Origin of the sequence: Phenylobacterium sp. J367 (assembly GCF_024699985.1) — a bacterium.
Lineage (GTDB): Bacteria > Pseudomonadota > Alphaproteobacteria > Caulobacterales > Caulobacteraceae > Phenylobacterium.
This window is the reverse complement of sequence record NZ_JAJONA010000001.1, coordinates 4,274,810-4,296,234: the sequence shown is the minus strand read 5'-3', so window position 1 is coordinate 4,296,234 and position 21,425 is coordinate 4,274,810. Positions and strand designations below refer to the sequence as shown.

The window sequence follows — 21,425 nt, the reverse complement described above, 5'->3', positions numbered from 1 at the left end:
GTTACTCGGCCGGCTGCAGGTGGGCGTTGTCGCCGCGGCCCAGCGGATCGCGCAGCGGCTGGCCTTCGGGCGTGAACTCCAGCGACACCGAATTGATGCAGTAGCGCAGGCGCGTCGGCGGCGGACCGTCCGGGAACACGTGGCCCTGATGGCTGTCGCAGCGGGCGCAGCGGGTCTCGATGCGGATCATGCCGTAGGAGGTGTCCTGCACCGCCTTCACATGCGCTTCGTCGTAGGGCGCCCAAAACGAGGGCCAGCCGGTGCCGCTCTCGAACTTCGTCTTGTGCCGGAAGAGGGGCAGGGCGCAGAGCCGGCAGCAGTAGATCCCACTGTCCTTCTGGTCGAGCAGGCCGCCGCAGAACGGCGCCTCCGTCCCGTGATGCAGCAGGACATCGGCCTCCTCGCGCGTGAGGCCGGCCTCCAGCCGCTTGCGTTCCTCAGGGTTAGGGGCCGAGAGATCGAATCCGGAGGGGGACAGCGCTGGCGTGCTCATGGACGCCAATCTAAGGTCCGTCCTCCGCCGCTTAAAGGGCCCGTGTTGAAGACCGGAATGTTCTCCAAGATCCTGATCGCTAACCGCGGCGAGATCGCCGTCCGCATCATCAAGACCTGCCGCCGGATGGGGATCGCCACGGTGGTCGTCTACTCCGAGGCCGACGCCGACTCGATGGCGGTCGAAATGGCCGACGAGGCCGTGTTCATCGGCGCAGCGCCGGCGTCCGAGAGCTATCTCGTGGCCGACAAGATCGTCGAAGCGGTCAAGCAGACCGGGGCGGAGGCCGTCCACCCGGGCTTCGGCTTCCTCTCCGAGAACGCGGGCTTCGCCAAGCGGCTGGCCAAGGAGGGCATCGTCTTCATCGGCCCCAACCCCAAGGCCATTGAGGCCATGGGCGACAAGATCGAATCCAAGAAGTTCGCCGCCAAGGCGGGCGTCTCCACCGTCCCCGGCCACGTGGGCGAGATCGACGACACGGCCCACGCCATCAAGATCGCCGAACAGATCGGCTATCCGGTGATGATCAAGGCTTCGGCCGGCGGCGGCGGCAAGGGCATCCGCGTCGCCTGGACCCGCAAGGACGTCGAGGAGGGCTTCCCGGCGGTGCGCGCCGAGGCCAAGGCCAGCTTCGGCGACGACCGGATCTTCATCGAGAAGTTCATCGAGAGCCCCAGGCACGTGGAGATCCAGGTGCTGGGCGACAAGCACGGCAACGTGGTCCACCTGTTCGAGCGCGAATGCTCGATCCAGCGGCGCAACCAGAAGGTCATCGAGGAAGCGCCCAGCCCCCTGCTCGACAAGAAGACCCGCGACGCCATGGGCGAGCAGGCGGTGCGCCTGGCCCAGGCGGTCGGCTATGACAGCGCCGGCACGGTCGAGTTCGTTGCGGGCCAGGATCGCAGCTTCTTCTTCCTCGAGATGAACACCCGCCTGCAGGTGGAGCACCCGGTGACGGAGATGATCACCGGCGTCGACCTCGTGGAGCAGATGATCCGCTCGGCGGCCGGCGAGAAGCTGGCGTTCGGCCAGCGGGACCTGAAGATCAACGGCTGGGCCGTGGAGAGCCGGATCTACGCCGAGGACCCATACCGCGGGTTCCTGCCGTCCATCGGCCGCTTGGTGCGGTACGATCCGCCGGTGGAAGGCGAGGCCGGCGACGCCATCGTTCGCAACGACGCCGGCGTCCGCGAGGGCGACGAGATCTCGATGTACTACGACCCGATGATCTCCAAGCTCTCCACCTGGGCCAAGACCCGGGAGAAGGCCATCGACGCCATGGGCCGGGCGCTGGAGGACTTCCACATCGAGGGCCTGGGCCAGAACGTGCCGTTCCTGGCCGCTGTCATGGACCAGCCCCGGTTCCGGTCCGGCAAGATCTCGACCAACTACATCAAGGACGAGTTCCCCGATGGCTTCCACGGCGTGACGCCCACGGAGTTCCAGCGGGATCTGATGGCTGCGGTGGCGTGCGCCATGCACCGGACCTACCTGAGCCGCAGCGCGCCGGAACTCCAGCGCAATGAGTGGATCGTCGTCGAGAACGGCGTGAGGCGCATGGTCGAGGTGGTGGAGGACGGCGGCCTGCTGTTCCCTGAGGAGCACCGGACGCTGCGCCTGACCCATGTCGACTGGCGGCCGGGTAAGCCGACGTTCCGGGGCGTCCTGGACGGCGTTCCCTTCACCGCCCAGGTGAAGCCGGCGGCCGAGGGCTTCGTCATCCGCCACAGGGCGGCCCAGGCTCAGGTTCTGGTGCTGACCGAGCGCTCGGCGGAACTGCACGAGAAGCTGCCCCCGAAGAAGGCGGCCGACACCTCGAAGATGGTGCTCTCGCCGATGCCGGGCCTGGTGGTCTCCGTCGATGTGGTCGCCGGCCAGGAGGTGAAGACCGGCGAGGTGGTGGCCGTGCTCGAGGCGATGAAGATGCAGAACATCATCCGCGCCGAGCACGACGGGACGGTGAAGGCCGTCAACGCCAAGTCGGGCGACAGCGTCGCGGCCGACGAGGTGCTCGTGGAGTTCGCCTGACCGCGAGCTCGGCTATAGTCGCCCCATGAACGGCCAGATCGCCTGGGGCGAGCTCTTCTTCTCGGCGGGGGGCGGGCGGCGCGCACGCCGTCCTGGCTGGCCGTGCTCGTTCTGCTGGCGGTCGCGGCGGTCTACGAGGCCCTGGTGGGCCCGACGCTCCACTGGCTGACGGGCTGGTTCGTCTATCCGGCGCTGCTCTACTGCGGGGCCTGCGTGCTCTCCAAGCGCCTGCACGACCGCGGACGGTCCGGCTGGTGGGCGGCGCTGATCCTGGCGTCGGTGGTGGCGGTCTGGCCCCACCCGGTGGGCTTCCTCGACTTCCTGTTCTTCGTCGTCGTGGTCTGGGCCGGCATCGAGCTCGGGGTGATGTCGGGCGAACAGGGCGCCAACCGCTACGGCCCGAACCCGCTGCGCGCGCCGCTGTCCGCCTAGAGGGGCGGGGGCTGCGTCCACGACCTCGCCGAACACGCGGCGGAAGCTCGCCTTCAGGGCCGCGTCGGCCTCGTCCATGGTCACCGGCAGGCCGAGATCGACCAGGCTCGTGACCCCGTGGTCGCTCACCCCGCACGGCACGATGCCCGAGAAGTGCGAGAGGTCCGGCTCCACGTTCACCGCCACGCCGTGGAAGGAGACCCACTTCCGGAGCTTCACCCCGATGGCGGCGATCTTGTCCTCGCGCGGCGGCGCGCCGGCCTGCCTGCGTTCGACCCAGATGCCGACCCGGCCCGGCCGGATCTCGCCCCTCACGTTGAAGGCGTCGAGCGCGCCAGCCACCCAGGCCTCCAGGGCGGCGACGAAGGCGCGGACATCGCGCTGGCGCTTCGTCAGGTCCAGCATCAGGTAGGCCACCCGCTGGCCGGGGCCATGATAGGTGAATTGCCCGCCACGGCCCGACCGGAAGACCGGGAAGCGATTCGCATCGAGCAGGTCGTGGGCCTTGGCGGAGACGCCGGCGGTGTAGAGCGGCGGGTGCTCCAACAGCCAGACGAGCTCGCCCGCCCGGCCGTCCGCGATGGCGTCCGCGCGCGCCTCCATGGCCGCCACGGCCGCGGGGTAGGGAATCTGCCCCGATGAGACGGCCCAGCCGGCCGCGACGCCGTCCTGCCGGCCGAAAAGCGGCGCCTCCGGCCCGGGAATTAATGCGTGGTCAAGCATGTTGAACGAATGTGGGGGGTCTGGGCGGCGCGTGGAAAGCCGCCTTCTGAAAGTCGGTTCCTCGCGTGGGGGCGTTGGTTGGTGAGCCAGGTCAAGGCGGTCAATGTCGAGGTGCAGGTTGTCCTCGGGCGCTCTCAGCTCCCGATGCAGCAACTGCTGCGCATGGGCCGTGGCGCGGTGATTCCCCCTCGATGCCACCGTGAACGAGGAGGTCTGGATCCTCGTGAACAACCACCCTGTGGCCCGGGGCGAGATCCAGATCAACGACGACCGGATATCCATCGCCGTCACCCGCGAGGCCAACGTCTACGACTTCATGGCCGGCGGCGTCCAAAGCACCTGATTTCAGGGCAGCGAAACGCCGCGCTTCACAAACCGATTGGGGTTTGCTACCTGCCGCGCCTCACCACGAGCGGTCGTGGCGGAATTGGTAGACGCGCAGCGTTGAGGTCGCTGTGGGGCAACCCGTGGAAGTTCGAGGTCTTCTCGACCGCACCATCCTGCTTCGCCCCCTGGGCTTCGCAGGATTTAGTGGAGCCTATCCGGGCGGAGTAGGATGCCCTGCGAAGCCTTGGCGAAGCAGGGCGGGCCGCCGGAGGGCGCAGACTGTTCTACGTCTATCTCCTGACGAGTGTCGCCAATCCCGCGAAACGCTATGTCGGCGTGACGTCGGACCTTCGCACCCGGATTACGACCCACAACAACGGTGGCTCGCCCCATACGGCGAAGCACCGTCCCTGGAAGCTTGTCACCTATCTAGCCTTCACGGAACGTGCTCAGGCTGAGGCGTTCGAGACCTATCTGAAGTCCGGGTCGGGCCACGCTTTTGCGCGCCGGAGGCTGTGGCCCAATTGAGCACTCGGTTCGCTTCTGCTTGTGCCCAACGGCGATGTGTCGCTATGAGCACGAATGAAGTGCTGGTTGCTGTCCACTCGACCGCACCAGTGAATCAGGATCATTCGATCGGCTAGGAAAAGCACGCTCATCATCTGAAGCAGGGGAGGTCCGCATGGTACGCGAAACGGACGATCCCGAGGTGGTGACGGAGGCCGACGAAGACCTGGAAGACCTCGCGCTTGGCGAGGACTACGCCTTCAATCCCGAATTCGTCCGGATGGTCGCCGACGCGCTGGACCGCGGCGATTCGGAACGGCTGCGCGAGCTGCTTGGCGCGCTGCGGGCCGAGGACATCGCCGACCTGATGGGCTTCCTCTCCGCGGACGACCGCGAGGAACTCCTACCGCATCTCGATCCCGAGGTGCTGGGCGACGTCATCAACGAGCTCGACACCGAGATCCGCGAGGAGATCCTCGAGCACGTCCCGTCCGCGACTCTCGCCAAGGCGCTGGGCGAGATGGACTCCGACGACGCCGCCGACGTCGTCGACGACCTGGAAGAAGACAAAAAGGCCCAGGTCCTGGCCGCCATGCCGGAGATGGAGCGGGCGGCCATCGAGACGACGCTGGCCTATCAGGACGAGACTGCCGGCCGCCTGATGCAGCGTGAGGTCGTCGCCGCGCCGCAGTTCTGGACCGTCGGCCAGGCCATCGACCACTTCCGCAAGGAAGAAGACGACCTGCCGGAGCTGTTCTTCGACGTCTATGTGGTCGACCCGGCCTACAAGCCGGTGGGCGCCGTGCCGGTCAGCCACCTGCTGCGCGCCCGGCGCGAAATCCCGCTCGCGCAGATCATGGAGCCGGTGACCGAGATCGCCGTCGACATGGACCAGGAAGAGGTCGCCTACATCTTCGACAAGTACCACCTGATCTCGGCCCCGGTGGTCGAGACGGGCGGACGCCTCGTGGGCCAGATCACCGTCGACGACATCGTGGGCGTCATCCAGGAGGAGAGCGAGGAGGACATCCTGGCGCTGGCCGGCGTGTCTGACGCGGGCCGCGACGCCGGCGTGCTGGGCATCGTCCGTTCGCGCCTGCCGTGGCTGCTGATCAACACGGTCACCGCCGCGGCGGCCTCCAGCGTGATCCGCGGTTTCGAGGGCGAGATCGACAAGCTGGTGACGCTCGCCGTCCTCATGCCCATCGTGGCCTCGCTGGGCGGCAATGCCGCGACCCAGACGCTTGCCGTCGCCGTGCGCGCGCTCGCCAACCGCGAACTCTCCGCCGTCAACGCCGGCCGGACCGTGATCCGGGAAATGTTGGTGGGCGTGTTGAACGGCGCGGTGCTCGCCTTGCTGACCGGGGCGGTGATCTATCTGCTGTTCGGCGACGCCCTGCTGTCGGTGGCCTTCGGCCTAGCGCTCATCATCAACCTGTTCGTCGCCGCCCTGGGCGGGGCGCTGATCCCGCTGGCGCTGGAGCGGATGGGCCGCGACCCGGCGGTCTCCTCGTCGGTTTTCGTGACCTTCCTGACCGATTTCATGGGCTTTTTCGCCTTCCTGGGTCTGGCCGGGCTCATCCTGTTGTAAACCTTGGCGGTCGTAGGGTGAGCGGCCCAGGGCTTGCTTAACCCTGCGAGGACGCGTTCGCGTCTGTGTCAGAACGGGTCAGTTTGTTGAACGGCATCACGCCGCGCCAGAGGGTCTCCCGCACCGCGATCGAGCTGATCAAGCGGTTCGAGGGGTATCGCCGAAAGGCCGCCCAGCTCCCCGACGGGCGCTGGACGATCGGTCATGGCCATACGCTCTCCGCCCGGCAGGGGGCCGAGGCGTCGGAGGCCGACGCCGAGGCGCTGCTGATCTACGACCTGATGGGCGTCCAGAACGCCGTCGCCGAGCTGACCTTCACGCCGCTCACCCAGAACCAGTTCGACGCCCTCTGCGCCTTTGCTTTCAATGTCGGGCTCGACGCCTTCCGGGGCAGTCGGGTGCTGAAGCTGATCAACGAAGGTGCGCTGATCCAGGCCGCCTGCGCCATGGAGCTGTGGCGCAAGGCGGAGTTCGAGGGCGAGGTGATCGTCATCGACGCGCTGGTCCGCCGCCGCGCCGCCGAGAAGACCCTGTTCCTGACCCCGCCGGACGGCGCCTGGGTCGCGGTGCCGTCAGCCGTCCTGAAGCCCGACCTGGACGCCGCCGCCGAATGGCTGGTCCCAGCGCAGGCGCCGGCCCCCATCGTCACGTCGCTGGAGGGCGAGGCGGTGAAGGTGCTCCGCGCCGACGAGCCCGTGCCGTACCCGCTGCCTCCGGAGGACGAGAGCGCGGTGACCGCGGCGGCCGAGGCGGTGACCGCCCGTCTCGCCCGGGTCTTCGCGCCCGAACCCAAGCCTCCCGCCGCCGAGCCCGAAGCCGAGCCCGCGCCGGAGCCGGACGTCGAACCCCGGTGGTCGAGGAGGTGCGTCCGCAGGCCGATTTCGCGCCACCGATCACCGTCGAACCGGTTGTCGAAGAGGCCGGTTCGGCGGACCCGGTGGCCGACGCCGACGCCGACGCCGAACCGGCGCCCGCGGCGGAGCCGTTCGCGCTGGTCCCGCCCGAGATCGACGAAAGCCCGGCCGAGCCGGCTGAGCCCGCCGCGGCGCCGGGATCCGACGCCGACCCGGGTCTTGATCTCTTCACGCCGCCCGAGCCTGCCAACGAGGCCGGCGAGCCCGAGCCCGAGCCCGAGCCCGAGCCCAAGCCCGAGCCCGAGGCCATCCCCCTCGCCGTCGAGCGCGACCGGGTGGTGATCGACGACCTCGCCCCCTACGAGTTCGCGCCGCATCCGGTGCAGGCGCTGCGCAAGCCGAAGGACGGCTACCTCTCGCTCTTCAGCCTGGCGGTTCTGGGCCTGGCCTTTTTCGCGGGCGGCCTCTTCTGGGCGGTCAGCGCCCAGGCCGGGGTGGACGAGCCGACGTGGCTGACGCCCAAGGTGGTCGGCGCCTTCGCCTGCGTGGCCGGCGTCGGGTTCTTCTCGATCGCGCTCTTCCTTCTCATGCAACGCCTCGGCGACGTGGCCGAACGGGGCGACGGCGGCCGCTGATCCAGGCGGCTCGCGAGGCCGCGCGGAGCGTGCTAACGCACCGCCATGATCCCGAACCATGGACCGTCCCTGGAGTTCGGCCTCGGCGAGACCGCCGACGCCATCCGTGAGACCACGGCGCGCTTCGCCGCCGACCGAATCGCGCCCATCGCGGCCGAAATCGACGAGACCAACACCTTCCCGCGGACGCTCTGGCCCGAGATGGGCGAGCTCGGCCTGCATGGCATCACCGTGGAGGAGCAGTGGGGCGGCCTTGGCCTCGGCTACCTCGAACATGTGGTGGCGATGGAGGAGGTGTCCCGCGCCTCGGCCTCGATCGGCCTCAGCTACGGCGCCCACTCGAACCTGTGCGTGAACCAGCTCCGTCGCTGGGGCAACGACGACCAGAAGCGCCGCTATCTGCCCAAGCTGATCAGCGGGGAGCATGTGGGCTCGCTCGCCATGAGTGAGGCCGGGGCCGGTTCCGACGTGGTCTCCATGCGGCTCACCGCCCGCAAGGTCGGCGACCGCTACGTCCTGAACGGCACGAAGTTCTGGATCACCAACGCTCCGCACGCCGACACCCTGGTGGTCTATGCCAAGACCAGCCCTGAGGAGGGCTCGAAGGGCATCACCGCCTTCCTCGTGGAGAAGGGCTTCAAGGGTTTCTCCGTCTCGAAGAAGCTCGACAAGATGGGCATGCGCGGCTCGGACACCGCCGAGCTGGTCTTCGAGGACTGCGAGATTCCCGAGGAAAACGTCATGGGCCCCGAGAACGGCGGGGTCGGCGTCCTGATGAGCGGGCTCGACTACGAGCGCGCCGTGCTCTCGGCCGGGCCGCTGGGCATCATGCAGGCCTGCCTCGACGTGGTCCTGCCCTACGTCCGCGAGCGCAAGCAGTTCGGCAGGCCGATCGGCTCCTTCCAGCTCATGCAGGGCAAGGTGGCCGACATGTACGTCGCCCTGAACTCGGCCCGGGCCTACGTCTATGCGGTCGCCCGGGCCTGCGACGCCGGCATGACCACCCGCTTCGACGCGGCCGGCGCCATCCTCATGGCGTCCGAGAACGCCGTGAAGGTGTCGCTGGAGGCGATCCAGGCGCTTGGCGGCTCGGGCTACACGAAGGAATATCCGGTTGAGCGCTTCCTCAGGGATGCGAAGCTCTATGACATCGGCGCCGGCACGAACGAGATTCGGCGCTTCCTGATCGGACGGGAGCTGATCGGCGGATGAGGCGGGCAGGGGGCATCGGGCTTGCGACGCTGCTGCTGGCGGGATGTGCGAGCGTCCACGTCGAGCCGGGGGCCGAGGCCGCCTGTCCCGCGGGGCAGGAGCACCTGCGGACCGCTCAGCTTTTCTTCGGCCGCCACATCGGCGACAAGCCCGGCGTCTCCGATGCGGACTTCGCCCGCTTCGTGGACGCCGAGATCACGCCGCGCTTCCCGGACGGCCTGACGGTCCTCGACGGCGGCGGCCAGTGGCGTGGCGCCGACAGCCAGCTGATCCGCGAGAGCGCCAAGGTGGTGCTCATTGTGCTGCCGAAGGGCGGCGATGCGCCGAAACGGATCGAGGCCGTGCGCGCGGCCTACAAGAAGCAGTTCAGCCAGGAGGCTGTCCTCCTGATCACCCAGGCCGCCTGCGTCTCCTTCTAGGTGGATGGCCTGTCCGCCAGGGCCGCGTGGGCCTGGCGCAGGATCTCCGCGGTCGCGGCGTCGGCGGGGAAAAAGGTCTCCAGGGTCAGCTCCGAGAGCGTGATGTCGACCGCGGTGCCGAAGACCGTGGTCGTGCTGAAGAATGACAGCATCTGGTCCCCCAACATGAGCTGGAACGGGATCGCCACGCCCCCGAAGTCGTCGGGCCGCCGGTCGTTCGCCGGCGGGGCCGGATAGGCCTTCACCTCGCCAAGCAGGTCCACCAGGGCCGGATCGGCGGTCAACTCCACCTGCCGGCGCAGGCGGTCGAGCATGTGCGTCCGCCATTCCGCTGCGTTCACCGTCCGGGACGCCAGGCCCTCGGGGTGCAGCGACAGGCGCACCACATTGAGCGGCGCCGCCAGCAGCGCCGGATCGACGCCCTCCAGCATGGCCGCGACCATCCGGTTGGCGGCGACCAGGTTCCAGCGCTGATCGACCACCAGGGCGGGGTAGGGCTCGTGCCCCTTCAGGATCACGTCGACGGCGCGGCGGGCGGCCGACATCTCTGGGTCGTCCAGAGCCCGTTCTGGGAAGACCGGCGCGAAGCCGGCGGCCACCAGCAGCACGTTGCGCTCCCGCAGCGGGACATCCAGCTGCTCGGCCAGGTGCAGGATCATCTCGCGGCTCGGTTGCGCGCGACCGGTCTCCACGAAGCTCAGATGGCGGGTGGAGATCTCGGCATCGAGGGCGAGGTCGAGCTGGCTTAGGCGCCGCCGCTGGCGCCATTCGCGCAGGTGGTCGCCGACGGGTCTGGAGCTGACAGGCATGCCCGGAGCTTAGCGAGGGCGTGCGGTCCGTCCATGACGTCTGGAACAGCCCAGGCTGGACGAGCTTGGCCGAACGATGATAGCGGTAACATCATAGCCGCCGGCAGAGCGGCGCGAGGAAACGCGATGCCGACGCTGAAGGCGCTCCGGTGGTGGATCATCGGCCTGGTGATGCTGGGCGCGATCATCAACTACCTCACCCGCTCCACCATGGGAGTGGCCGCGCCGACGCTGATGACCGATCTGGGCATCACGACCGAGCAGTACGGCTGGATCACCAGCGCCTTCCAGCTGGGCATCATGCTCCAGCCGCTTTGCGGCTATGTCCTCGATTCCATCGGCCTGAAGTGGGGCTTGGCCATCTTCGCCGGCGCCTGGTCGCTGATCTCCATGGCCCATGCGCTGGCCGGCAGCTGGCAGGGGTTCGCCGCGCTGCGCGCCGCCCTGGGCCTCGCCGAGGGGTGCGCCCAACCGGCGGGCATGAAGGCGGTCGCCACCTGGTTCCCCGCCAAGGAGAGGGGCCTGGCCGGCGGGGTCTTCAATATCGGGGCGTCGGTGGGCTCCATGCTGGCCCCGCCGCTGGTCGCTTGGGCGATCCTCACCTGGAACTGGCGAGCTGCCTTCCTGATCACCGGTGCGCTCGGTCTCGTCTGGCTGGTGCTTTGGCTCCGGGTTCTACGAGGCGCCCGACCGCCACAAGGCGATGTCGCGCGAGGAGCGCGAACGCATCACCGCCGGCCAGGAGGCCCATCTCACCGACGCCGCCACGCGCCCGGCGATCTTCAGCCTGCTGCGCCAGCGCAATTTCTGGGGCATCGCGCTCCCCCGGTTCCTGGCCGACCCCACGTGGGGGACGCTCTCCTTCTGGGTGCCGCTCTACCTGGTCACCACCCGCGGCTTCGACCTGAAGCAGATCGCGCTGTTCGCCTGGCTGCCCTTCGTCGCCGCCGACCTCGGCTGCCTGTTCGGGCCGACGGTGGTTCTCTGGCTGCAGCGCATGGGGGTCAGCCTGATCAACGCCCGGCGCGGCGCCTTCACCTTGGGCGCGATCCTGATGACCGGGATGATGTTCGTCGGTCGGGTCGAGAGCCCATATGTGGCGATCGCGCTGCTCTGCCTCGGCGGTTTCGCCCACCAGACCCTGTCCGTGACCGTCATCACCATGGCCTCCGACCTGTTCCGGCGCAGCGAGGTCGCCACCGTCGCGGGCATGGCCGGGACCATGGGCAACCTCGGCGTGCTCATCTTCTCGCTGCTGATCGGCGGCCTCGTCGCCAGCGTCGGTTACGACCCGTTCTTCGTGGCGCTCGGCGTCCTCGACCTTGTCGGCACTGTGGTGCTGTGGACGCTGGTGCGCGACCCGGCCGGGCGCCGCGGATGATCCGCAATCCGATCCTCAGGGGCTTCAACCCCGATCCGTCGATTGTCCGGGTCGGCGAGGACTTCTACATCGCCACCTCCACCTTCGAGTGGTTCCCAGGCGTCCAGATCCACCATTCGCGCGACCTGGTGAACTGGCGGCTGCTCTCCCGGCCGCTGCATCGGCCTTCCCAGCTCGACATGCGCGGCGACCCGGATTCCTGCGGCGTCTGGGCGCCCTGCCTGACCCACGCCGACGACCGCTTCTGGCTGATCTATACCGATGTGAAGCGCTACGGCCGGACGACGGTCGGCGGCGCGTCGGGGGCGTCGCTCCGCGACTTCCACAACTATCTGGTCACCGCCGACCAGATCGACGGCGAATGGTCGGATCCGACCTTCCTGAACTCGTCCGGATTCGACCCTTCGCTGTTCCACGACGCCGACGGTCGCAAGTACCTGCTGAACCAACTCTGGGACCACCGTCCGGGCCGCAACCGCTTCGCCGGCATCGTGCTCCAGGAATACGACCACAAGGCCCGCGCGCTCGTCGGCGAGCGCCGGGTGATCTTCGAGGGCACGCCGCTCGGGCTCACCGAAGCGCCGCACCTCTATCGCCGCGACGGCTGGTACTACCTTATCACCGCCGAGGGCGGCACCGGCTGGGGCCACGCGGTGACGATGGCCCGCTCGCGGGAGCTCCTCGGCCCCTACGAGCTCCATCCCGACGGGCCGATCCTCACCAGCCGCGACCGGCCGCACGCGCCCCTGCAGCGGGCCGGCCACGCCGACCTCGTGGAGACCGCCGACGGCGCGACGTGGGCGGCCTACCTCTGCGGCCGTCCGCTGCCCAACCGCGGCCGCTGCGTCCTTGGCCGCGAAACGGCGCTGCAGCCGATGGTCTGGGGCGCGGACGGCTGGCTCAGGACCCGGGACGGGCAGGGGGACACCGGAGATCGTCGCCGAGCCGCCGGGCCTCGCGCCGCATCCCTGGCCGCCGACCCCGGTCCGCGCCGACTTCGACGAGCCGGGCCTTCCCCTCGATTTCCAGTGGCTGCGAACGCCCTATCCGGAGGAGCTGTTCAGTCTCGCCGAGCGTCCCGGCTGGCTCCGCCTGTTCGGCCGCGAAAGCCTCGGCAGCCTGTTCCGTCAGGCGCTGGTGGCGCGCCGCCAGCAGGCGTTCTGCTACCGCGCCGAGACCCTGATGGACTTCGCGCCGGCCCACTTCCAGCAGGCGGCCGGCCTCGTCTGCTACTACGGCGGCTCGAAGTTCCACTATCTGCACGTCACCCACGACGCGGCGCTGGGCCGGGTGCTGCAGGTGATGTCGGCCCTGCCGGACAGTCCGCAGGGCGACGCCTTCACGAAGCCGATGGCGATCCCCGACGGCCCCATCCGGCTCCGGGTCGAGGTGGACTGCGAGCGCCTTCGCTTCGGCTACGCGCCGGAAGGCCAGGGCTGGTCCTGGCTGCCGGAGGTGTTCGACGCCTCGATTCTTTCGGACGAGGCCACCCAGCCGGGACAGCCGAACTTCACCGGAGCCTTCGTCGGGGTCGCCTGCCAGGACACGTCGGGCGGCGGCCGCGCCGCCGACTTCGACTGGTTCGACTACGAGGAGCGGGCCTACCGCCGCGATCCGACGATCCCCTGAAATGCAAAGGGCCGCCCCATCGCTGGAGCGGCCCTTCCATAGTCGGTCCGCATGGCGGCGCCGAACCTTGCCAGTTGGCCTAGGCGCGGACCTCAGCGGAGGTCCAGGTCACGGTCACCGAGCTACGGATGAAACTATGAGACACTGGGTCACCTCCTTTCAGCTGTTGAACAGGACGCCCAATATGGGATGCGTCGCGGGTGTTCGCAAAGCCCGGAGCGGGGGTTTGTCGCAGGCGTGATCAACCTGCCGAGGCGATGAGCAGGCGCGGGTCGTCGCGCTCGTCCAGGCTCTGGCGGCGGCGCAGCTCCTGAACAGGGCGATCGAGCTTGTCGAGCGCCTCGACCATCGCCGTGTACCCGGCCTTCACGCCCGGCGCATAGGCGCTCCAGTCGCGGATTTCGACGCGGGAGACATCCGGCTGCACCAGCACATCCGCGGCGGCCCGGGAGGCGGCGAGGTCGCGGCCTGTGGACACGGTGGCCGCCCGCATCAGCAACGAGACGATCGGCGGGCCCCTCCGCCACTGCCCCGACCAGATCCAGCGCCAGATCGACGAGGGCCGCGCCACGTCGTCCGCCGTGATGCTCCTGGCGCCGGTGACATCGACGCCGACGATGGGGCCGAGCTGGGCCGCACGCATCACGTCGGTGGGGAAATTGTTCATCACCGCCCCGTCCACCAGCACGTTGTTGCCCTCGGTGGCGGGAGGCATGACGCCCGGAAGCGCGATGGTCGCCCGGAGCGCCTGGCGGAGCAGTCCGCTCCGATGCAGATGATAGGCGCCGGTCGTCAGGTTCGAGGACAGGCAGTAGAACGGCAGCCACATGTCAGCGATGTCCACGTCGCCGAAATGCTGGTGCAGGCGCGCGCTGACCTTCAGGCCCTGGGTCATGGCCAGGATCGGCACGGCGATGTCGTCGAGCGGGCTGGTGTCCACGAAGGCGTTCCGGATCCGCTGGTCGAGTTCCTGGTCGCTCCACTCCAGCGCCACGCCCGCGGCGATGATCGCCCCCATGGACACGCCGCCCAGGAAATCGATGGGCACGCCCCGCTGGCGCAGTGCACGCACGGCGCCGATGTGGGCGTAGGCCCGCGCGCCGCCACCGGAGAGCACCAGACCGACGGACTGGCCGGTCAGGACGCGCGCGATCCGCTGCAGGTCGCCGTCGTGATCCCGCCGCATGTGGAACACCCGCGCCGACTGGGTGGCGTCGACCCAGGCCTGGGACCCGTGCGGTCGCTCGGCGTTGGCGGGCTGAAGGAGGATCAGGTCGACGAGCTGCTGGGCCTGCAGCGGCCCGGTGAACGCGGCCTCCGCCACCGCCTTGGGCGGCTGGCGATTGCCCTGGCCCACCCGGAACAGGCGATCAACCTGCCGGGAAACCTGCTGGGCGCCAGGCGATGTCGGCGGCCTCGGCGACGTAGAGCACGAAGTCGTGGGTGCGCTCGACGTCGGAGTACCACTCGGTGGGCGCGCTCGCCGCCTCCACGCCGACGACGGTGACCGAGTAGCCGAGCTTCATGATCTCGAGCGCGATGCGGTCGACGATCGGGCGCAGCGTTACCGGCCGGCCCACCGGCACGAAGCCGAACACCGAAGGCTCGCCGGCCGCCGCCCGCCCGGCCGCCTGGCGCGAGCGGAGGATCATCAGCCGGGCGAGCTCGGTCATCACCGAGGGATCTTCCTCGCAGGCCTCGAAGAAGGCATCGCGGGGCAGGGCGAAGATCTCGGAATCGCGCAGCGCGACCACATCCGCGGAGTGCGGAGCGCCGGCCACGAGAGCCATCTCCCCGGCGGGCTCGCCCGGCCGGATCACGCCCAGGAACAGCGGATCCTGGCCGGCGGTGCGGCGGAAGGCCCCCAGGCGCCCGGCGCGCACGAAGTAGAGCTGGTCGGCTGGATCGCCCGCTGAATAGAGCGTTTCGCCGCCCGGCAGCGAGAACCAGGTAGCGTCGCCTTGCACGCGCTCGCGGCTGAACAACCGCGCCAGCGCCGAATCACTGGAATCTCGGGAAGCCTGCCCACGCTCGGAGCCTAGCGCCGCTCCGTGACCGTCGCTATGGCTTGGCTTGCGCCGCGACCTTCCGCCCTGGTCAGCGTTTGCAGCCTACGAGGAGGCCCATCATGACCAATCCGATCGTCGACCCCCTGGTGGAAGTTCCGGACACCAGCGTGACCAGCAACCTCGTGGACATCGACGCCACGGTGGAGGGTGCGGCCACCGTCACCCTGAACCGGCCGGAGCGGAAGAACGCCTTCGACTCGGACCTGATCTCCGCGATGGAGGAGGCCTTCCGGACGCTGGCCGGCGCCGAAGGCGTCCGGGTGGTCTTTGTGCGCGGCGCGGGCGGCATGTTCAGCGCCGGCGCCGACCTGGAGTGGATGCGCGCCGCCGCCGGTCGCTCGGAGAGTGACAACCGCGCGGACGCCATGGACCTGGCGGTGATGCTGAAGCAGCTCTGGGACATGCCCGCCCTCACCGTGGCCCTCGTGGAAGGCGGCGCCTTCGGCGGCGGCGCCGGCGTCGCGGCGGCCTGCGACCTCGCCATCGCCACGAAGGACGCGAAGTTCAGCTTCTCGGAGGCCCGGCTCGGCCTGATCCCGGCGACCATCAGCCCCTATGTCATCCAGGCGATCGGCCCTCGGACCGCCCGCGGCCTCTTCGCCACCGCCCGGGTGTTCGACGCCGCCCACGCCGAGAAGATCGGCTTGATCAGCGAGGTGGTGGCCGACGCCGCCGCCCTCGACGCCGCGCGCGACCGGATAGCCCGCGAGATCATGGCCTGCGGTCCGGAAGCGGTCGCCGCCTCCAAGCGGCTGGTGAGCGAGGTCCACGGGCGGCCGATCGACCACGGGCTGATGGAGCACACGGCCCACCGGATCGCGGCCGCGCGCGTCGGCAAGGAGGGACAGGAGGGCGTCCGCGCCTTCCTCGAACGGCGCAAGCCTGGCTGGGCCGAGTGAGGCCGCCCGCCGCACTGGCGGATCGGCGCGGCCCGGCCTAATTCGAAGGCCATGGCCCTGCACATGATCAAGCTCTGCGTCGGCGCGGACACCATCGAGGACCTGCTCGAATGGCGGAAGACGCACTATGCGCCGGGCGCGCCGTGGACGCTCCGCACGCGCCAGACGCCGAAGCGCGGAGCCGAGATGGTCGACGGCGGCTCGCTCTATCGGGTGTTCAAGGGCGTGATCCTCTGTCGCCAGCGGATTCTGGCGGTGAACACCGTGGGGGAGGGCGTCACCGCCCGCTGCGAAGTGACGCTCGACGAGGAGGTCGTCCGCGTGGCGCCGACGCCGCGCCGCGCCTTCCAGGGCTGGCGCTATCTCGAACCGACGGACGCACCAGAAGACCTGGCCCAGGACGGCTTCGGCGAGGCGCCGTCCGAGCTTGCCCGCCAGTTGCGCGAGTTGGGCGCCTGGTAGACGGAACGGAGGCGCCGCGCCGCGTCCGAAACGGCGCCTCCACCCTGCACAGGCAAGCGGGCCCCTTCGTCGGGTCGGGGCTCGCCCGACCCTAGTGGGCCAGCCAGTCCGAGCCTGAGAGGCTCGAAGGGGCCACGCCATCCAGGGTCGTGATCTGGAACGGCCACGGGTTAGCCGCTCCAGGTCCGTCGGGATCGAACAGCACGCGCGTGCCGCCGTTCCCGTCGGATTCGAAGGTCAGGTAGCCATCGGCCAGGGGATCGGTCCCCTGGTAGCCGGCGGCGGCGAACAGCGGACGCAGGTCGAGCACGTCCTGGCCCAGCTGGAAGTCGGCCACGTGGCCGGCGTTCCAGGGCAGCTTGTCGAACACGAAGTGGTCCGCGCCGGCGCCGCCCACGAGGCGGTCGGGGCCGTTCCAGGCGGTGAGGTGTCCGCCCCGGCGCCGCCCGTCAGGGTCTCGCCATAGCTCGTCGACGTGAGCGTCAGGCCGGTGACCGGCGGCGGTGGCGCGCCGTCGAAGACCTTGGCCGCGGTCAGGCCCTCGGGCGAGACGCCTTCCAGGGTGACGATGGTGAAGGCCCACGGGTTGGCGGCGTCGCCGGCATCCACATCGAGCATCACCTTCGTGCCGCCGGCTTATCGCTCTCGAACCGGACGTAGCCATCGGCCACGGGGTCCGCGCCATGATAGCCGCCGAGATAGAGGCCCGAGACGTCGAGCCGGTCCACCCCGACCTCAAAGTCGACGATCTTGCCGGCATTCCAGGGCAGGTCCCGGAAGTGGAAGGTATCCGCGCCGTCGCCGCCGGTCATGCGGTCCGGGCCCTGACCGGCGTTGAGGGTGTCCGCGCCCGCGCCACCGGTGAGCGTGTCGGCGTACTGGCTGGAGGTCAGCACCAGCCCTGACCCCGAAGGCGGCGGAGGGGGAGCCGGAGGCGGAGGGGGCGGCGGAGGCGGAGGCCCTTCACTGGCCGAGCCCTGGCCGAACACCTGTCCGGCGGTGAGGCCGGCCGGCGAGACGCCGGTCAGCGTCACCACGTGATAGGACCACGCCTGGGCGGCGCCAGGGCCATCGGTGTCGAGCATCACCCGCGTGCCGCCGGCGCCGTCGCTCTCGAACCGGACATAGCCGTCGGCCACCGGATCCCGCGCCGGTATAGCCGCCAGCGTAGAGGGCGGAGATGTCGAGCTTGTCGGTCCCCACCTGGAAGTCGGCGACCCGGCCGGCGGACCACGGCATGGCCTGGAAGCGGAAGATGTCGGCGCCGGCGGCGCCGGTCAGCTGGTCTGCGCCCTGGCTGGCGTTGATCGTGTCCGAGCCCGCGCCGCCGGTCAGGGTGTCGCCATGCTGGGCAAAGCTGAGGGCGACGCCCGCGTCGCCGGCCGGCGGCGGTTCATTGGGGGCGGCGGCGGATCGGCGGGCGGCGGATCGCCGGCGCCCGGCAGCGCGTAGGCGCGGATGTAGTCGATCTTGAACTCCGCGGGGAGCTGGGCGTCGTTGATGGCGCCGCCCCAGCCGCCGAGGGCGAGGTTGGCGATCATGAACATGGGCTTGTGCATGTCGGCCGGGGTGGGCCGGCTGAAGACCTCGACGCCGTCGATGTACCAGGTGATCTCGGTGGCGGTCCAAAGGGCGCCGTAGGTGTGGAAGCCGTCGGCGGAGTCGGGGACGAAGGAGAGCATGCCGTTGGCCGAGTGGCCGCCGACGCTGGAGTGCTCGGTGGTCCACAGGCCCCGCGGGTCTGAGGTGAGGGCCTCCATGACATCGAGCTCGGGCGGCCAGGAGCCGTCGGCGGGGATCAGCCAGAAGGCGGGCCAGGCGCCGGCGGCGTCCGGGATGTCGGCGCGCATCTCGAAGTAGCCGTAGGTCTGGGCGAAGGTCTCCTTCGTGGAGATGAAGCCCGAGGTGTAGTCGTAGCCGAAGATCTCGCTGTTCGAGGACGGCCGGGCCCAGATCGAGAGCGTGCCGTCGGCGTTGGAGACGAAGGGGCTCTCGGCGAAGTCGCCGTTGTGGCCGCGGAAGTAGGGCGAGGTGTAGATCTGGCTCTCGTTGTTGGAGACGAGGGTGTAGGAGCCGACGCCCTGTTCGCCCTGGTAGCCGAAGTCGGGCCGCCAGGTTCCGGTGGGGTTCGACTGGGCGTCCCACAGCGACAGCGGGCCGTTGAACTCGTCGCCGAAGGTCTTGGCGCCGAGGGTCGAGGTGTCGAGCTGGAGCTGGAAGTTTCCGGCGGTGAACTGGCCCACCGTGGTGTTGCGGAAGATCAGGCCGTCGCCGTCGCCGAGGTCGAGCTTCACGTCGCTTCCGACCTGGGTCAGCCGGGCCTGGACCTGGGCGAAGGTGGTGAAGCCGGCCTTCAGGCGGACCACGTCCTCGGCGCTGAAGTCCTGGATGACGTCGTTGCCTTCGCCCTTCACGACGATGAAGGTGTCGGCGCCGGCGCCGCCCACCAGCACGTCCTGGCCGCCGCCGCCGTAGATCTGCTGCGAACCCGGGCCGCCCTCGATGACATTGTCCTGGGCGTTGCCCGCGCCATAGGTCTTGTCGCCGCCGACATAGACGTTCTCGAAGTGGGCGTAGTCGTCGAGAAAGATGCTCTGCCAGCCGGCGATCTTGTCGACCCCGCCGCCGGCCAGCTCGGTGACCGTGAACCGGCCCTTCAGCGCCTGCAGCCAGTAGGTGTCGTCGCCCAGGCCGCCCGTGGCGCTGTCGCCCACGCCGACCCACAGCGAGTTGGCCTCAGGCGTCCCGATCAGCGTCTCGACCGCATCCGTGCCCCAGAAATCACGCACAGGCGCAGCCGTCTCGGCGGCGCGAACGCCGTCGTACTTGAAGTACGTCATGAAATTAGCCCCGTCCCCTAGCCCCGTTGTCCCCCCTTGGGTCGGTCAGGCTCCGAAGAGCCAGCCGTCCCCAAGGTTTCCCAGATCCACCCCCTGCAGGATCAGCCGATCGCCGGCGCCCATGGTCACCACCACGTTCGCGCCTTCCTGGGCGACGCTGTAGGCCGTGCCCGGTTCGAGCTGGACCCGGTCGCCTTCGAGCACATTGAAGTCGAGGACCAGGTCGACGCCCGCGCCGGCGAAGCTGTGGAAAATGTCCGCTCCGGCGCCGCCGGTGATGGTGTCGTCGCCGCGATCGCCGGAGAGCCAGTCGTTGCCGGCCCACCCCATCAGGCGGTCGTCGCCCTGGCCCCCCGCGGACCAGGTCAGCGCCTTCGCCGCCGTCGCAGGTGTCGTTACCCATGTTGCCGTAGACGATGTCGTCGCCGGAATCGCCGGACAGCAGGTCGTTGTCCTTGCCGCCGACCACCCAGTCGTCGCCCAGGCCGCCGGAGACCGTGTCGTCGCCCTGGTTGCCCTGCAGCTTGTCCCAGCTGCCGCCGCCATTGATGCTGTCCGCGCCCGCGCCGCCCTCGAGGGTATCCTGGCCGTCGTGGCCGGAGAGCATGTCGTCGCCCGCGCCGCCCTGCAGGCTGTCGCCCCCGGACTTCGCGAAGAGCGAGCGGGGCGCGGTCCCGTCGCCGAGCCCGCCACTCGACGAGGCCGGCAGCGCGTAGGCGCGGATGTAGTCGATCTTGAACTCCGCGGGGAGCTGGGCGTCGTTGATGGCGCCGCCCCAGCCGCCGAGGGCGAGGTTGGCGATCATGAACATGGGCTTGTGCATGTCGGCCGGGGTGGGCCGGCTGAAGACCTCGACGCCGTCGATGTACCAGGTGATCTCGGTGGCGGTCCAAAGGGCGCCGTAGGTGTGGAAGCCGTCGGCGGAATCCGGGACGAAGGAGAGCATGCCGTTGGCCGAGTGGCCGCCGACGCTGGAGTGCTCGGTGGTCCACAGGCCCCGCGGATCGGAGGTGAGGGCCTCCATGACATCGAGCTCGGGCGGCCAGGAGCCGTCGGCGGGGATCAGCCAGAAGGCGGGCCAGGCGCCGGCGGCGTCCGGGATGTCGGCGCGCATCTCGAAGTAGCCGTAGGTCTGGGCGAAGGTCTCCTTCGTGGAGATGAAGCCCGAGGTGTAGTCGTAGCCGAAGATCTCGCTGTTCGAGGACGGCCGGGCCCAGATCGAGAGCGTGCCGTCGGCGTTGGAGACGAAGGGGCTCTCGGCGAAGTCGCCGTTGTGGCCGCGGAAGTAGGGCGAGGTGTAGATCTGGCTCTCGTTGTTGGAGACGAGGGTGTAGGAGCCGACGCCCTGTTCGCCCTGGTAGCCGAAGTCGGGCCGCCAGGTTCCGGTGGGGTTCGACTGGGCGTCCCACAGCGACAGCGGGCCGTTGAACTCGTCGCCGAAGGTCTTGGCGCCGAGGGTCGAGGTGTCGAGCTGGAGCTGGAAGTTTCCGGCGGTGAACTGGCCCACCGTGGTGTTGCGGAAGATCAGGCCGTCGCCGTCGCCGAGGTCGAGCTTCACGTCGCTTCCGACCTGGGTCAGCCGGGCCTGGACCTGGGCGAAGGTGGCGAAGCCGGCCTTCAGGCGGACCACGTCCTCGGCGCTGAAGTCCTGGATGACGTCGTTGCCTTCGCCCTTCACGACGATGAAGGTGTCGGCGCCGGCGCCGCCTACCAGCACGTCCTGGCCGCCACCGCCGTAGATCTGCTGCGAACCCGGGCCGCCCTCGACGACGTTGTCCTGGGCGTTGCCCGCGCCATAGGTCTTGTCGCCGCCGACATAGACGTTCTCGAAGTGGGCGTAGTCGTCGAGAAAGATGCTCTGCCAGCCGGCGATCTTGTCGACCCCGCCGCCGGCCAGCTCGGTGACCGTGAACCGGCCCTTCAGCGCCTGCAGCCAGTAGGTGTCGTCGCCCAGGCCGCCCGTGGCGCTGTCGCCCACGCCGACCCACAGCGAGTTGGCCTCAGGCGTCCCGACCAGCGTCTCGACCGCATCCGTGCCCCAGAAATCACGCACAGGCGCAGCCGTCTCGGCGGCGCGAACGCCGTCGTACTTGAAGTACGTCATGAACTCTTTCC

18 protein-coding genes, 1 tRNA gene and 5 pseudogenes are annotated in these 21,425 nt (G+C 69.5%); 14 read left to right on the top strand and 10 right to left on the bottom strand.

Going from position 1 to position 21,425, the window contains the following annotated elements; all coding sequences use genetic code 11:
• Position 1: 1 nt before the first annotated feature.
• Positions 2–493, bottom strand: coding sequence for a peptide-methionine (R)-S-oxide reductase MsrB (msrB, locus tag LRS04_RS22895; protein WP_257818351.1), 492 nt, complete (start codon positions 491–493; stop codon positions 2–4).
• A 57-nt stretch (positions 494–550) separates the two neighbouring features.
• Here msrB and LRS04_RS22890 point away from each other — a divergent pair, with 57 nt between their 5' ends.
• Both LRS04_RS22890 and LRS04_RS22885 read left to right on the top strand, forming a co-directional pair.
• Positions 551–2,521, top strand: a complete 1,971-nt coding sequence (locus LRS04_RS22890) for an acetyl/propionyl/methylcrotonyl-CoA carboxylase subunit alpha (RefSeq protein ID WP_257818350.1) — start codon at positions 551–553, stop codon at positions 2,519–2,521.
• A 102-nt stretch (positions 2,522–2,623) separates the two neighbouring features.
• The gene (locus LRS04_RS22885) at positions 2,624–2,953 is read left to right on the top strand and encodes a DUF805 domain-containing protein (protein ID WP_374577298.1); all 330 of its coding nucleotides are present in this window, start codon (positions 2,624–2,626) and stop codon (positions 2,951–2,953) included.
• A 3-nt stretch (positions 2,954–2,956) separates the two neighbouring features.
• On the opposite strand, the pseudogene lipB reads toward LRS04_RS22885, so the two are convergent.
• Positions 2,957–3,676, bottom strand: a pseudogene (lipB, locus tag LRS04_RS22880) (lipoyl(octanoyl) transferase LipB); the annotation flags it as partial.
• 81 nt (positions 3,677–3,757) lie between these two features.
• Here lipB and LRS04_RS22875 point away from each other — a divergent pair.
• The 8 genes and pseudogenes from LRS04_RS22875 to LRS04_RS22850 all read left to right on the top strand — a co-directional run bounded on the left by LRS04_RS22875 (position 3,758) and on the right by LRS04_RS22850 (position 9,221).
• Positions 3,758–4,019: pseudogene (locus LRS04_RS22875) on the top strand (FliM/FliN family flagellar motor switch protein).
• Positions 4,020–4,088: 69 nt separating this feature from the next.
• A tRNA-Leu gene (locus LRS04_RS22870) sits at positions 4,089–4,174 on the top strand.
• Positions 4,175–4,237: 63 nt separating this feature from the next.
• A complete protein-coding gene (locus tag LRS04_RS28470; RefSeq protein ID WP_374577296.1) occupies positions 4,238–4,531 on the top strand; it encodes a GIY-YIG nuclease family protein in 294 nt (97 codons plus the stop codon).
• 154 nt (positions 4,532–4,685) lie between these two features.
• A complete protein-coding gene (gene mgtE / locus LRS04_RS22865) occupies positions 4,686–6,101 on the top strand; it encodes a magnesium transporter (protein WP_257818349.1) in 1,416 nt (471 codons plus the stop codon).
• Between the two features lie 86 nt (positions 6,102–6,187).
• The gene (locus tag LRS04_RS22860) at positions 6,188–7,297 is read left to right on the top strand and encodes a lysozyme (RefSeq protein WP_308238215.1); all 1,110 of its coding nucleotides are present in this window, start codon (positions 6,188–6,190) and stop codon (positions 7,295–7,297) included.
• Positions 7,294–7,590 carry a hypothetical protein gene (locus LRS04_RS27245; RefSeq protein WP_308238214.1) on the top strand — a complete coding sequence of 99 codons (297 nt, stop codon included), beginning with the start codon at positions 7,294–7,296 and terminating at the stop codon, positions 7,588–7,590. Before LRS04_RS22860 ends, LRS04_RS27245 begins: the two co-directional genes overlap by 4 nt.
• A gap of 45 nt (positions 7,591–7,635) precedes the next feature.
• Entirely contained in the window at positions 7,636–8,802 is a 1,167-nt protein-coding gene (locus LRS04_RS22855; RefSeq protein WP_257818348.1) for an isovaleryl-CoA dehydrogenase, read from the top strand.
• A complete protein-coding gene (locus LRS04_RS22850) occupies positions 8,799–9,221 on the top strand; it encodes a DUF3574 domain-containing protein (protein WP_257818347.1) in 423 nt (140 codons plus the stop codon). Before LRS04_RS22855 ends, LRS04_RS22850 begins: the two co-directional genes overlap by 4 nt.
• On the opposite strand, the gene LRS04_RS22845 is transcribed toward LRS04_RS22850, so the two are convergent.
• Positions 9,218–10,030: a helix-turn-helix domain-containing protein gene (locus LRS04_RS22845; protein ID WP_257818346.1), complete on the bottom strand. Its 813-nt coding sequence runs from the start codon at positions 10,028–10,030 to the stop codon at positions 9,218–9,220. The two genes, LRS04_RS22850 and LRS04_RS22845, sit on opposite strands and share 4 nt — an antisense overlap.
• A gap of 126 nt (positions 10,031–10,156) precedes the next feature.
• Between LRS04_RS22845 and LRS04_RS22840 the strand changes: the two are divergent.
• Both LRS04_RS22840 and LRS04_RS22835 read left to right on the top strand, forming a co-directional pair.
• A pseudogene (locus LRS04_RS22840) lies at positions 10,157–11,411 on the top strand (MFS transporter).
• Positions 11,408–13,040, top strand: a pseudogene (locus tag LRS04_RS22835) (glycoside hydrolase family 43 protein). Before LRS04_RS22840 ends, LRS04_RS22835 begins: the two co-directional pseudogenes overlap by 4 nt.
• 241 nt (positions 13,041–13,281) lie before the next feature.
• On the opposite strand, the gene LRS04_RS27240 reads toward LRS04_RS22835, so the two are convergent.
• On the bottom strand, positions 13,282–14,397 hold the full coding sequence (locus tag LRS04_RS27240) for a patatin-like phospholipase family protein (protein WP_308238213.1): 1,116 nt from the start codon (positions 14,395–14,397) through the stop codon (positions 13,282–13,284).
• A 13-nt stretch (positions 14,398–14,410) separates the two neighbouring features.
• Complete coding sequence (locus tag LRS04_RS27235) at positions 14,411–15,007, bottom strand: cyclic nucleotide-binding domain-containing protein (protein ID WP_308238212.1); 597 nt, start codon at positions 15,005–15,007, stop codon at positions 14,411–14,413.
• 161 nt (positions 15,008–15,168) lie between these two features.
• Between LRS04_RS27235 and LRS04_RS22825 the strand changes: the two genes are divergently transcribed.
• Together LRS04_RS22825 and LRS04_RS22820 are read left to right on the top strand one after the other, a co-directional pair.
• Positions 15,169–16,008: an enoyl-CoA hydratase-related protein gene (locus LRS04_RS22825; protein WP_257818345.1), complete on the top strand. Its 840-nt coding sequence runs from the start codon at positions 15,169–15,171 to the stop codon at positions 16,006–16,008.
• 51 nt (positions 16,009–16,059) lie between these two features.
• Positions 16,060–16,470, top strand: a complete 411-nt coding sequence (locus tag LRS04_RS22820; protein WP_257818344.1) for a DUF1489 family protein — start codon at positions 16,060–16,062, stop codon at positions 16,468–16,470.
• 91 nt (positions 16,471–16,561) lie between these two features.
• Here the strand turns inward: LRS04_RS22820 and LRS04_RS22815 are convergent, their stop codons facing one another.
• From LRS04_RS22815 to LRS04_RS22790, 5 genes and pseudogenes are all read right to left on the bottom strand, one after another.
• Complete coding sequence (locus tag LRS04_RS22815) at positions 16,562–17,053, bottom strand: type I secretion C-terminal target domain-containing protein (protein ID WP_257818343.1); 492 nt, start codon at positions 17,051–17,053, stop codon at positions 16,562–16,564.
• Positions 17,054–17,087: 34 nt separating this feature from the next.
• Positions 17,088–17,609 (bottom strand): hypothetical protein, encoded by a 522-nt coding sequence (locus LRS04_RS22810; protein ID WP_257818342.1) that lies wholly within the window; start codon positions 17,607–17,609, stop codon positions 17,088–17,090.
• 192 nt (positions 17,610–17,801) lie between these two features.
• Positions 17,802–19,310 carry a family 16 glycosylhydrolase gene (locus tag LRS04_RS27230; RefSeq protein WP_308238211.1) on the bottom strand — a complete coding sequence of 503 codons (1,509 nt, stop codon included), beginning with the start codon at positions 19,308–19,310 and terminating at the stop codon, positions 17,802–17,804.
• 45 nt (positions 19,311–19,355) lie between these two features.
• Positions 19,356–19,640, bottom strand: coding sequence for a hypothetical protein (locus tag LRS04_RS22795; protein WP_257819226.1), 285 nt, complete (start codon positions 19,638–19,640; stop codon positions 19,356–19,358).
• Between the two features lie 79 nt (positions 19,641–19,719).
• Positions 19,720–21,414 (bottom strand): annotated as a pseudogene (locus tag LRS04_RS22790) (family 16 glycosylhydrolase); the annotation flags it as partial.
• Between the last annotated feature and the right edge of the window lie 11 nt (positions 21,415–21,425).

Excerpts from the sequence above, each read along its gene's own strand:
- msrB (WP_257818351.1), bottom strand. The coding sequence starts at position 493 with ATGAGCACGCCAGCGCTGTCCCCCTCCGGATTCGATCTCTCGGCCCCT.
- LRS04_RS22890 (WP_257818350.1), top strand. The coding sequence starts at position 551 with ATGTTCTCCAAGATCCTGATCGCTAACCGCGGCGAGATCGCCGTCCGC.
- mgtE (WP_257818349.1), top strand. The coding sequence starts at position 4,686 with ATGGTACGCGAAACGGACGATCCCGAGGTGGTGACGGAGGCCGACGAA.
- LRS04_RS22855 (WP_257818348.1), top strand. The coding sequence starts at position 7,636 with ATGATCCCGAACCATGGACCGTCCCTGGAGTTCGGCCTCGGCGAGACC.
- LRS04_RS22850 (WP_257818347.1), top strand. The coding sequence starts at position 8,799 with ATGAGGCGGGCAGGGGGCATCGGGCTTGCGACGCTGCTGCTGGCGGGA.
- LRS04_RS22845 (WP_257818346.1), bottom strand. The coding sequence starts at position 10,030 with ATGCCTGTCAGCTCCAGACCCGTCGGCGACCACCTGCGCGAATGGCGC.
- LRS04_RS22825 (WP_257818345.1), top strand. The coding sequence starts at position 15,169 with ATGACCAATCCGATCGTCGACCCCCTGGTGGAAGTTCCGGACACCAGC.
- LRS04_RS22820 (WP_257818344.1), top strand. The coding sequence starts at position 16,060 with ATGGCCCTGCACATGATCAAGCTCTGCGTCGGCGCGGACACCATCGAG.
- LRS04_RS27230 (WP_308238211.1), bottom strand. The coding sequence starts at position 19,310 with ATGACGTACTTCAAGTACGACGGCGTTCGCGCCGCCGAGACGGCTGCG.
- LRS04_RS22795 (WP_257819226.1), bottom strand. The coding sequence starts at position 19,640 with ATGGGGTGGGCCGGCAACGACTGGCTCTCCGGCGATCGCGGCGACGAC.